At 67.8% G+C, this 10,926-nt stretch carries 10 protein-coding genes and 1 tRNA gene; 1 reads left to right on the top strand and 10 read right to left on the bottom strand.

Annotation, left to right across the window (positions count from 1 at the left end):
* From ACR2JI_RS16180 to argS, 3 genes are all read right to left on the bottom strand, one after another.
* The coding region (locus ACR2JI_RS16180; protein WP_526391775.1) for a homoserine dehydrogenase family protein at positions 1–911 on the bottom strand (911 nt) is incomplete at its 3' end.
* Between the two features lie 2 nt (positions 912–913).
* On the bottom strand, positions 914–2,248 hold the full coding sequence (gene lysA, locus ACR2JI_RS16175) for a diaminopimelate decarboxylase (protein ID WP_526391773.1): 1,335 nt from the start codon (positions 2,246–2,248) through the stop codon (positions 914–916).
* Positions 2,249–2,328: 80 nt separating this feature from the next.
* Positions 2,329–3,981 carry an arginine--tRNA ligase gene (gene argS / locus ACR2JI_RS16170; protein ID WP_526391779.1) on the bottom strand — a complete coding sequence of 551 codons (1,653 nt, stop codon included), beginning with the start codon at positions 3,979–3,981 and terminating at the stop codon, positions 2,329–2,331.
* Between the two features lie 105 nt (positions 3,982–4,086).
* On the opposite strand from argS, the gene ACR2JI_RS16165 reads away from it, so the two are divergent.
* A tRNA-Arg gene (locus ACR2JI_RS16165) sits at positions 4,087–4,159 on the top strand.
* A 15-nt stretch (positions 4,160–4,174) separates the two neighbouring features.
* On the opposite strand, the gene ACR2JI_RS16160 is transcribed toward ACR2JI_RS16165, so the two are convergent.
* From ACR2JI_RS16160 to ACR2JI_RS16130, 7 genes are all read right to left on the bottom strand, one after another.
* The gene (locus tag ACR2JI_RS16160) at positions 4,175–4,810 is read right to left on the bottom strand and encodes a pyridoxamine 5'-phosphate oxidase family protein (RefSeq protein ID WP_526391770.1); all 636 of its coding nucleotides are present in this window, start codon (positions 4,808–4,810) and stop codon (positions 4,175–4,177) included.
* A gap of 1 nt (position 4,811) precedes the next feature.
* A complete protein-coding gene (locus ACR2JI_RS16155) occupies positions 4,812–5,969 on the bottom strand; it encodes an alpha-hydroxy-acid oxidizing protein (RefSeq protein WP_526391768.1) in 1,158 nt (385 codons plus the stop codon).
* Positions 5,966–6,853: an LLM class flavin-dependent oxidoreductase gene (locus ACR2JI_RS16150; protein ID WP_526391777.1), complete on the bottom strand. Its 888-nt coding sequence runs from the start codon at positions 6,851–6,853 to the stop codon at positions 5,966–5,968. The genes ACR2JI_RS16155 and ACR2JI_RS16150 overlap by 4 nt, the downstream gene beginning before the upstream one ends.
* 47 nt (positions 6,854–6,900) lie before the next feature.
* Entirely contained in the window at positions 6,901–8,007 is a 1,107-nt protein-coding gene (locus tag ACR2JI_RS16145) for a TDT family transporter (protein WP_526391766.1), read from the bottom strand.
* Positions 8,004–8,486 (bottom strand): Rrf2 family transcriptional regulator, encoded by a 483-nt coding sequence (locus ACR2JI_RS16140; protein WP_526391764.1) that lies wholly within the window; start codon positions 8,484–8,486, stop codon positions 8,004–8,006. The genes ACR2JI_RS16145 and ACR2JI_RS16140 overlap by 4 nt, the downstream gene beginning before the upstream one ends.
* A gap of 40 nt (positions 8,487–8,526) precedes the next feature.
* Positions 8,527–9,666 (bottom strand): hypothetical protein, encoded by a 1,140-nt coding sequence (locus ACR2JI_RS16135; protein WP_526391762.1) that lies wholly within the window; start codon positions 9,664–9,666, stop codon positions 8,527–8,529.
* A 132-nt stretch (positions 9,667–9,798) separates the two neighbouring features.
* Positions 9,799–10,905: a hypothetical protein gene (locus tag ACR2JI_RS16130; protein WP_526391760.1), complete on the bottom strand. Its 1,107-nt coding sequence runs from the start codon at positions 10,903–10,905 to the stop codon at positions 9,799–9,801.
* Between the last annotated feature and the right edge of the window lie 21 nt (positions 10,906–10,926).

Genomic DNA, 10,926 nt, shown 5'->3' with positions numbered 1-10,926 from the left:
CCGGCGGCCTCGGCTTCGACGACGACGGCATTGAACGCACCGTTGACGGTGGCCAACGGATGGGTCAGCGGAACCAACGCCGGATAGACCCGCGCCGAAACCCGTTGCACACCATCGGGTGTGGTGATGCGCTCGCAGATGGCGAGCAGCTTGATGGTGCAGCCGAGCGCCTTGGCTGCCTCGAAGTCGGCGGCACCGACCTTGGTGATGCCCTCGCGGTAGACGTCGTCTGCGGTCACCCGGGTGTGGAATGCGATCGACGCGAGGATGGCTGCTTTGGCAGCCGCGTCGTAGCCCTCGCCGTCGGCGGTGGGGTCAGCCTCGGCGTAGCCCAGAGCACTGGCGTCGCTGAGCGCGTGCGCGTAATCGGCGCCGGTGGATGCCATCGCGGACAGGATGTAGTTGGTGGTGCCGTTGACGATCCCGGCGACCCGGAGCACGCTGTCACCGGCCAGCGACTGGGTCAGCGGACGGATCACCGGGATGGCTCCGGCCACTGCGGCTTCGAAGTAGAGGTCCACGTGCGCATGCTCGGCCGCCTGGGCCAGTTCGCCGGTGGACTGCGCCAGCAGCGCCTTGTTTGCGGTGACGACCGACTTGCCATGCTCGAGTGCGGTGAGGATGGCCTTGCGGGCCGGCTCGACCGGACCCATCAGTTCGACGACGATGTCGACGTCATCGCGGGAGACCAGTTCCTCGACGTTCTCGGTGAGCATCTCGATCGGCACTCCCCGGTCAGCAGCGACCCGCCGGACGGCGACCCCGCGCAGTTGCAGCGGCGCGCCGATCCGGGCAGCCAGATCCGGGGCGCTCTGCTCGATGATGCGAACCACCTCGCGGCCGACGTTGCCCAAACCGAGCACGGCGACGCCGATCGGCCTCTCGTGATCGGACTTCTCTCGATCGGACACGTTCACCTCACCTCCAGACTGAGCAGATCATCGACGGTTTCCCGGCGCAGAATCACCCGCGCCCGTCCGTCCCGCACGGCCACCACGGCGGGCCGTCCGATCAGGTTGTAGCGACTCGACATCGAGTAGCAGTAGGCCCCGGTGGCGGCCACCGCGAGCAGGTCTCCGGCGACGATGTCGTCGGGCACCCACGCGTCGCGCACCACGATATCGCCACTTTCGCAATGCTTGCCCACGATGCGGGCCAGGGCCGGTGCCGTGGCGGTCGAGCGGGAGGCCAGCCGGACGTCGTATTCGGCCCCGTAGAGCGAGGTCCGGATATTGTCGCTCATCCCGCCGTCGACACTGACGTAACGGCGGTGCTTGCCGCCGCCGAGAGCCACGTCCTTGACGGTGCCGACCTCGTAGAGGGTGATGGTCCCCGGCCCGGCGATGGCCCGGCCGGGCTCCACCACCAGTCGCGGGACGGGCAATCCGACAGCGGCGGACTCATTGCGCACGATCGCGGTCAGCTTGGCGGCCAGATCCGCCACCGGCGGGGGGTCCTCGTTCGGCAGGTAGGCGATGCCCAGTCCCCCACCGAGGTCCACCGTGGACAGCTGCGCCGTCTTGGCCACCCCGATCTCGGCCACCACGTCGCGCAGCAGACCGATGATCCGGTGGGCCGCCAGCTCAAACCCGCCGACATCGAAGATCTGCGAGCCGATATGGCTGTGCAATCCGACCAGTCGCAGGTGATCGGCGGCGAACACCCGGCGCACCGCATCGATGGCCGCACCACCGGCCAGCGACAGCCCGAACTTCTGATCCTCGTGCGCGGTGGAGATGAATTCGTGGGTGTGCGCTTCAACTCCGACGGTCACCCGGACCAGTACGTCCTGAACCACTCCGGCCGCGCCGGCGACGGCATCGAGCCGGTCGATCTCGATCAGCGAGTCCAGCACCACGTGGCCCACACCGGCGCTCACCGCGGCGGTCAGTTCCGCGACCGACTTGTTGTTCCCATGCATCGTGATGCGCTCCGCCGGGAATCCGGCGTGCAGCGCGACAGCCAGTTCGCCGCCACTTGCGACATCGAGCGACAACCCCTCGTCATGGATCCAGCGTGCGATCTCGCCGCACAGGAATGCCTTGGCCGCGTAGTGCACGTTCTCCCCGCCGCCGAAGGCGTGCGCCATCTCGCGGCAGCGGCCGCGGAAATCGTCCTCGTCGATGACGAACAATGGAGTTCCGAACTGGCGCGCCAACTCCGTGACGGTCACCCCGGCGATTCGGACCGTCCCATCGTCGTCGCGAATAAGATTGCGCGGCCAGACATTCGGGGCCAGCGCCAACAATTCGGCAGCGGTCGACGGCGGTGGCTCCGAGCTGCCGTGGTGGACCTAGTCGGCGTGCCGTGGACCGGCCGGATGGGCGTTCACATCCGCTCCGGAGCGCTCACACCGAGGATCCCCAGACCGTTGGCGATCACCTGACGGGTCGCCTCGCACAGCGCAAGCCGGGCCCGGTGCAGATCGCCGGGTTGCTCGTCGCCCTGCGGCAGCACCCGGCAGGAGTCGTAGAACCGGTGGTAGTCACCGGCGAGGTCCTCCAGATATCGGCACACCCGGTGCGGCTCCCGAAGGGCGGCGGCGGACTGCAGCACCCGCGGGAACTCGCCGAGGTTGCGAATCAGGGTGCCCTCTTTGTCATGGTTGAGCAATTCCAGATGTGCGGTGTCGTAAGTCAGGCCGAGTTCGGCCGCATTGCGCGCCAGTGCGCACAGCCGAGCATGCGCATATTGCACGTAGTAGACCGGGTTTTCGCTCGACGCCGAGGCCCACAGCGCCAGATCGATGTCGATCGGTGAGTCCACCGAGGAGCGGATCAGCACGTAGCGGGCCGCATCCACCCCGATCGCCTCGACCAGGTCGTCCAGGGTGATGACGGCGCCTGCGCGCTTACTCATCCGCATCGGCTGGCCGTCACGAACCAGGTTGACCATCTGGCCGATCAGCACCTCGACGGTGTCGGGGTCGTCACCGAGTGCTGCGGCGGCGGCCTTGAGCCGGGCGATGTAGCCGTGGTGATCAGCGCCGAGCATGTAGATGCACAGGTCGAAACCGCGCTGCCGCTTGTCCAGGTAGTAGGCGAGATCGCCTGCGATATAGGCGGGTTGGCCGTCGCTCTTGATGACGACGCGGTCCTTGTCGTCGCCGTAATCAGTTGTCCGTAACCAGCTTGCGCCGTCCTTGTCATAGATGGCGCCGTTGGCCCGCAGTTTGGCGGTCGCCTGGTCCACCCGGCCGCTGGTGTGCATCGAGTCTTCATGGGTGTAGACGTCGAAGTCGGTACCGAACTCGTGCAGGGACTTCTTGATGTGGCTGAACATCAGGTCCACGCCGATCGACCGGAAGGTCTCCAACTGTTCGGCCTCAGGCAGGCTCAGCGCATCGGGAGCCTTGGCGAGCACGTCGGCGGCGATGTCGTTGATATAGGCCCCGGCGTAGCCGTCCTCCGGTGCGGGCTCGCCCTTGGCGGCCGCGATCAGCGACTTGGAGAACCGGTCGATCTGGGCGCCGTGGTCATTGAAGTAGTACTCGCGCACCACCTCCGCACCCTGGGTGCTCAGCAGCCGTCCGAGGGCGTCGCCGACGGCGGCCCACCGGGTGCCACCGATGTGGATCGGCCCGGTGGGGTTGGCCGAGACGAACTCCAGGTTGATGTTGCGTCCGGCGAGCAGGCTCGAGTTGCCGTAGGTGGACCCGCCGCCGAGCACGTCGGCGACGATCGCGCCCTGGGCCGAGGCCTCGATCCGCAGATTCACGAAGCCGGGTCCGGCCACCTCGGCCGAGGCGATGCCGTCCGCTGCGGTCAGGGCCTCGGCCAGCCAGCCGGCCAATTCGCGCGGGTTCACCCCGGCCTTCTTGGCTACCTGCAGCGCCATATTGGTGGCGTAATCGCCGTGCTCGGGATTACGCGGCCGCTCGACAGTCGCCGTGGCAGGCAGGGCCGCCGGATCCAGGCCGTGCCGGGTCAACACCACCGCAGCGGTGCTGCGCAGCAGTTCGGCAAGATCGGCGGGGGTCACGGTCATTCATCTTATTGTCTGACGTGCTCAGACCCCGCATCAGCATCGGCCAAGGCTGACCCGGGCAGATGGGTTAGGCTGTCAACGCCCAACGGCGCATCACGCGCCCCCGTAGCTCAGGGGATAGAGCGTCTGCCTCCGGAGCAGAAGGCCGCAGGTTCGATTCCTGCCGGGGGCACCCTGGCTTTTGAAACTACCCGCTGATCGCCCGCACCGAATCCGGCAGCGGGATGCTCGCATCACAATCCGGTGCCCGACGCGGCTCGCCGTAGCTGACCGTCATCGGCACCACACCGGCCCACCCGCCGGCGGCGACATCCTCATCGGGATCCTCCGGCCAGCCGGCGGCGATCTTCAGCGACCAGTTGTCCGCACCGATCGCCAGCCGCAGCACCAGTGTGGCCGCCAGTTCCTTGGCGGTGCTGGGCCGGATTTCGGCGACCCGGCCCGGAATGAAGCGATCCGTCAGCGCCTCCAGATAGGCGTTCTTCTCCTCGGCACCGACAACGCCGAACGTGCCGAAGATGACTGCGCTGCGGTAGTGGAACGACGATTCGAAACCGCTGCGGGCCACCAGCACTCCGTCCAGCGCGGTGATCGAAACCGCGGCCGGTACCCCGTCGGCCAGCAACCGCATCCACGGTGATCCGGTGGAACCGTGGATCACCACCTCATCGCCGAGCCGGGCGAATCCGGTGGGCAGTGCGACCGGGTGGCCGTCGCGGACGAAGGCGATGGTGGCCAACACCGTGGCGTCCAGGAGCGAGTCGAGCTGCCGACGATCGGTGCTCTGCCGGTCGCTGAGCCGGGAGACTTCCGTGGACGGCATCTCAGCGGACTCTGCGCAACGCGTCGACAGTGAGATCCTTCAGCGTGGGATAGCCGTCGACGGCCATGATGAGGTCGGCTTCGGCAAGGATGGAGCGCAGCACGTGGACGATGCCGTCGGTTCCGGCCAGCGCGGCGCCGTAGGCGTAGGGCCGCCCGATCCCAACGGCCTTGGCGCCCAACGCCAAAGCCTTGATGACGTCAGCCCCGGAACGCACGCCCGAATCGAAGAGCACCGGGATATCGCCGGACGCGGCCACCACATCAGGGAGGCAGTCGATGGCGGGCAGTCCGCCATTGGCCTGCCGGCCACCGTGGTTGGAGCAGTAGATACCGTCGACTCCGGCGTCGATGGCCCGGCGGGCGTCCTCAGGATGGCAGATGCCCTTGAGGATCAGCGGCAGCGTGGTGATCGAGCGCAGCCACGGTAGGTCGTTCCACGTCAACGAGTTCCCGAAGATGCTGACCCAGTGCATGACCGCATTGCGCGGATCGGAGAGGTCGGCGTCGACCTTGGACCGGAAATGCGGATCGCTGATGTAGTTGGCCAGGCACATCCCCCGCAACTGCGGAAAGTTGGCGGTGGTCAGGTCACGAGGACGCCAGCCGGGGATCCAGGTGTCCAGCGTGACCACGATCCCGGTGTAGCCGGCCGCCTCGGCTCGATGCACCAGGCTCTCCGCAAGGTCACGGTCGGTCGGGGTGTAAAGCTGGAAAAGCCCTGGGGTGGAACCGAATTCGGCCGCGACGTCCTCAAGCGGGTCCATCGTCAGCGTCGATACGCACATCGGCACCCCGGTACGAGCGGCCGCCCGCGCAGCGGCGACATCGCCGTGGTGGTCTGGTGTGCACACCCCGATCACACCGACCGGCGCCATGAAGATCGGGACGTCCCAGCGGCGCCCCCACAGCTCGACGGACATATCGCGCTCTTTCGCGCCGACGAGCATCCGCGGCATCAGGCCCCAGTTGGAGAAGGCGGCGGCATTGGTGCGCTGGGTCGATTCATCACCGGCGCCGCCCGCGACATAGGACCAGATGCCGGGCGGCATCGCCTGCTCGGCGCGCGCTTCGAGCTCATCGAAGGACATCGGCAGGGAGGGCAGCACCCCGCCCAGCCCCTGGAAGTAGATCTCGATCTGGTAGTCGCCGTAACTCATGATGCGGCCTCTCCGAAGTCGGCGACCACATCAGCGGCGGCCTGCAGCTGTCCGAGGTCGGAACTGGTTGGAATGAGGTGGATCTCGCTGGTTCCGACGGCGGCGAAGCCGCGCAGCACCTCCGCGAGTTGATCCTGGCTGCCCGCCCAGCCTGTATTCGGTGCCATCGCATCGACGTATTCGACCGGAATCCAGTTCATGTAGTGGCGCAGGTGCCGATGGATCTGCGCACGGGCATCGGCGGAGTCACCGAGCGCGAACCAGAACGAGGTGGCCAGGTGCGGCGCGGGCTTACCCGCCTGCGCCCACGCGGTCCGGCCGACCTCGAACAGCTCGTTCTGCTTGTCGACATCAAGGTCCAGCGTGATGCCGGCCAGCCCGTCGGCCCATCCCGCCGCGCTGCGCAAGGTCTTGGGCCCGATGGTGCCGACCAACAGACGTGGCTGCCGTGCCGGCTGCGGGCCCACCGGTAACACCGCGTCGGTGACTTTCTCGCCGGCCCACACCCGCTTCATGACCGCGACCCGGTCGGCCATCTCTTTCATCGTCTGGGTCGAGGGGTCGGCGCCGACGGCGCGATAATCCTCGTGCCGGCCGCCGACACCGATGCCGACGGTGAGCCTGCCGTCACACAGCATGTCCCCGGTGGCCAGCGACTTGGCCAGCAGCACCGGGTCGTGCAACTGGGGCACCACGACGGTGGTGATCAGCGGCACCCGCTGCGTCCACGCGGCCAGCGCACCGAGCAGGGTCTGCGCTTCGGGATTGCCGAACGCGATGCGCTCACCCCAGCACAGCGAGGAGAACGGACCGTCGTCGATCCCCTGGGCCCACCGCTTGAGCAGCCCGGCATCGAGATCGGGCTCCATCACGGGCATCGTCATGCCAATCTGCACGCTCGCGATTCTGACACGCCCCGGCCGGGGAGTCCCTATTCCTTGCGGGCTTTCACCGGTCCGGTCTGCGCCGGCGCAGAGAGCAGGTTGCCGCGCATGGTGCCGCGCGCGGTGCGGATGGCCACCAGCACCCAGGTGCACAGCAGACCCCCGTAGGCGATCACCGAGGCCACCCGGAATGCCGGCAGTCCGGTGTGCAAGGCCAGCTGCGTCGTGCCGGTGACGAAGGTTCCCACCGGAAAGGTCAGGCTCCACCAGGTCAGCGCGAAGGGCATGCCCCGACGCAGCGCGTACACGGTCAATGCGGCGGCGAGTGCTATCCACAGCACGCCGAACCCCCACATAGGCACGCCGAACAGCACCGCGAAACCGTCCAGGAGAGCGGCGATGTCGTGGTCAACGGCCAGAGCCGCGGCGCTCCCGAGCAGTCCGGCGGCGGTGATGGACTGGCCCACCGGACCGAGCACGATCCACAGCGTCGCCACCCGGGCGGTCCCCGAGGTGCCGAAGTAGGTCAACCGGCTCCAGATCATCGCGATGATGAGAAATGCCGCTATCAGCGAGAGCCCGAACATCGCGTAGCAGCCGTAGAGCAGGGTGGCCCTGGCGGTTCCCGGTGCCGCGTGCGGGATGAGCAGTGCGCCGGTGGCGGCCGACACCATCGGCGGGACCACCGGCATCAGCCAGCCGCCGAAGGCGGCGTCGGGCTCGACCTTGTACTGGGTGAACATCAGGAAGGGGATGCTGACCGCAGTGAACAGCCCGGCCGCCGTACCGGCGGTCCACAGCACCCAGTCGAGGTTGACCGCCAGTTGTTCGCCGATCAGATCACGACCCACCAGGACCGTCCCGGCGCCCACGGTCAGCAGTGCCATTGGCGCCGCGCCGTAGAAGTGCACCATCTGCTGGCCGGCCGCGTGATCCCGGGCGAGGCTGGGATGACGCAACCAATGTCCGCCCACCGCGACGCCGAGCACGGCCAGCAGTGCGGCCGACAGCGCCCACACCACCACGGCGAAGCCGCGCAGCCCGGGAATCTGGATCGGCAACGTGGCCGCCGCGTTCGCCACGATTCCGGTGCCCATCACCGAGGCGAACCAATTGGGCCCGAGGTAGCGGGGCTCGGTGTCCGCCGCCGTCATCGGCCACCGCCACTGCGGCCGCGGCGGTCCTCCTGATTGCGGTAGTCACTGGCGAGCCGGCCGACGTGCTCGGGCAGCACACCGGCGGCGACGTCAGCCAGGCTGGTCTGCTCGAGCACCGATCGCATGCTGGCGCGCAACGCCCGCCAGACGTCGGTCAATGCCGTGGTCGGCCCGGTGTAGTCCAGATCGCCCAGGGCGATGTCGCGCACGCTGGCCAAGGGTCCGTCGATACAGCGAAGTACGTCGGCGATGCTGATCTGCTCGGCCGGACGGGCCAATTCATAGCCGCCGTCGCGGCCGCGGTGACTGCGGACTATCCGGTCCGCCCGTAAATCGGACAGGATGTCGACCAGGAATTGCGCGGGGATGCCCTGCGCTTTGGCGAGATCTTCGGTCTTGACCAGGATGCCCGGCCCTGCTGCTGCCAGCTGCGTCATGGCGCGGACGGCATATTCCGCCTTCGCCGACATCCGCATACCGCGAATTCTCTCACTAGCGGATTGACGAGCGGGGACCCTAACGGCCTGCGGCGGCACTCCGGGTTCGCGCGAGGGCCTTGGCGCCACCGCCGGCCGGGTTCTGAACGACCGCGCTGACCTGATCGCCGACAGACTTGACCGCATCCAGGACCACACCGGCGACCTGGCGCGGAACCGGGAGCGCCCGGGGCGCGTCGGTGGCGGACACTGCGGCCCCTGCCCGCGCCGACACTGCGACGGCGGACGCAGTCGACGCGGATCGCGGTGACTGCACCAGAACCGGCAGAGCGTCCTGCAAACGTTGGTCGCGGGTCATCACCGACGAGACATCAGTGACGCCACCGGCCGGCGGTATCGGTCGCAGGGGCAGGACGGCCGGCCCCGGCGGATCGAACAAGTCGGTCAATTCGTCGAGGTGGTTGTCGATGATGTCCTTGACCGCGTTGACGATGAGCATCGACGCGTTGAACGGGATGGTGACCGCCTTCTCGACGGCCTTGACCGCGTTCTGCAGGGCGGCGTTGATATCGCCGTTGACCAAGGCCGTGAGCGTGTCACCGATCAGACTGGGTTCGGCGACGACGGCCGCGCCGACCACGAAGGCGGCCGTGAGCACGTTCTTGCCGAGATAGGCGGCGTCGTTGTAGACGGCCGAGACGACCTGCTCAACGACCGGCACGACCGACCCGTTGATGAATGTGGTGGTCACATTCGTGACATCAGCGGAAACGGTGGCCAGCGGAGCCGTCAACAGCGAGGAGTCCAGGTGCGGAGTCAACGCCGGGACCAGAGCGGCCAGATCAGGCGGCGGCGCGATGGGTGCGGGTGCGGGAGACACCACGGTGGCGGGGACGGAAAGGTCCGGTCCGGAGACCGCGGCGACGCCGGCGACGAACGCATCGACGATCGCGTTCTTACCGACATAACTGGCGTCAGCGGCAAGAGCGGAGACGAGTTGCCTGAGTACCGAGAACGGGTTGGTGGACTCAGGCGCCGCCGGAGCGATGGCGTCGAGGAAGGAGGCGTCCAGCATGTCGGCGGAATCACTACCCGCCGACAGTGCGACCGCGGGGATCTGGACATCGGCGCGCGGGACCAGGATCGGATTGGCCACGATGACACCGGCAGCCACCATGGCCACCCCTGTCGTGACGATCGGACCAATCGCGCGGCGCACTGTCCTCACCCGCCTTTCTCTGACACCGAATACTAGCATACCTGAGAAGAAACTGAGAAGACCTGTTCGAGCCTGCCTAGCACAGTGCCCCCTCCCCGGAGGGGAGGGGGCACTGTGCTGCGTTGTTGCGACCTACTTGGCGGCAGCAGCCTTGGCAGCGGCGTGACGGCCGACGCCGGCGCCGGCCTTCTTCGCGGCGGCCGGAGCAGCCGCTGCAGACTTGGCAGCCGCCGGGCGACCCGCAGCCACCGGCACCGGGCCCGGGACCGTGGTGGCGAGCGCGCCGGCGATGGTGGTGGCCAGACCCGTGCCCACCGCCCGAACGCTCGGCACCCAGGAGTTGGGGTCGGCCGCGGACGTCTGAACGCCCGCGCCCTCGGTCAGGTTAACGACGGTGCCCGGCAGGGTCAGGCCCGTGTAACCGGAGCCGACCGGCGCAACCGTCGACAACAGACCGACGACACCGGCGTTCCAGGCCCCCGACAGCCCACCGGTGGCGTAGCCGGTCGAAACATTGCTGACCACGTTCGAGATGGTCGTGGTCAGCGCCGCGATCTGGAGCTGGATCAGCTCGGGCGACTGCGACAGCGAACTGGACAGCGCGGTGAGCACCGCGGAGCCCCGTGTGACGATCCCGTTGACGATGGAGGTCACACCGGCAATCGCAAGCTGCGTAGCACTGGTCGCGGTGGCGATCGCGAGGTTGACGGCGTTGCTGACGTCCTGCGGGATGAGCCCGGGGGTGCCCGCGAGGATGTCGGAGACGATGGTGCCGGCGACGCTCACCGGAAGCCATGCGATTGTCGAGGCGGCACCCAGAACCGCAGCGCCCGAGTTGATCGCGATGCCCGCGTAGCCCAACCAGTTGCTCAACAGCTGGGTGGCGGCCGGAAAGGGGTTCGCCAGAATGTTCGGAATGAGGCCCGAGGTGAGCACACCGCCATTGGGCCGTACAGCGATATTGATGGCGTCGCTGATCTGGGAGCCTGGCCAGTTGACCGCGGCGGAAGCACCATCGGGGCCGGTCGCGTCGCTGCTCAACAGGTACTGGACGACGGTCCCGCCGGTTGCAAGCAATGCGTTGATCGGGTTCGCGAGTGCCGCCAGTTCGACAGCGGCCTTCGACGTGCTGAGCGCGGGCAATGAAGCCGCCGGCGCAATGGGGGTCAGCGCGATGGCGGTGGCGCCAACGAGTGCCGTCGCGCCCGCGATCATCTGCGAGCGAAGTGCGATCTGCATACTTTTTTTCTTTCTATCCGG

Source organism: Mycobacterium sp. (assembly GCF_051006775.1).
GTDB lineage: Bacteria > Actinomycetota > Actinomycetes > Mycobacteriales > Mycobacteriaceae > Mycobacterium.
This window is presented reverse-complemented; position numbering and strand designations above follow the sequence as displayed.

Bases quoted from the DNA above. Each gene is read 5' to 3' on its own strand.
- ACR2JI_RS16160 (WP_526391770.1), bottom strand. From the start codon at position 4,810: ATGCCGTCCACGGAAGTCTCCCGGCTCAGCGACCGGCAGAGCACCGAT.
- ACR2JI_RS16155 (WP_526391768.1), bottom strand. From the start codon at position 5,969: ATGAGTTACGGCGACTACCAGATCGAGATCTACTTCCAGGGGCTGGGC.
- ACR2JI_RS16150 (WP_526391777.1), bottom strand. From the start codon at position 6,853: ATGACGATGCCCGTGATGGAGCCCGATCTCGATGCCGGGCTGCTCAAG.
- ACR2JI_RS16145 (WP_526391766.1), bottom strand. From the start codon at position 8,007: ATGACGGCGGCGGACACCGAGCCCCGCTACCTCGGGCCCAATTGGTTC.
- ACR2JI_RS16140 (WP_526391764.1), bottom strand. From the start codon at position 8,486: ATGCGGATGTCGGCGAAGGCGGAATATGCCGTCCGCGCCATGACGCAG.
- ACR2JI_RS16130 (WP_526391760.1), bottom strand. From the start codon at position 10,905: ATGCAGATCGCACTTCGCTCGCAGATGATCGCGGGCGCGACGGCACTC.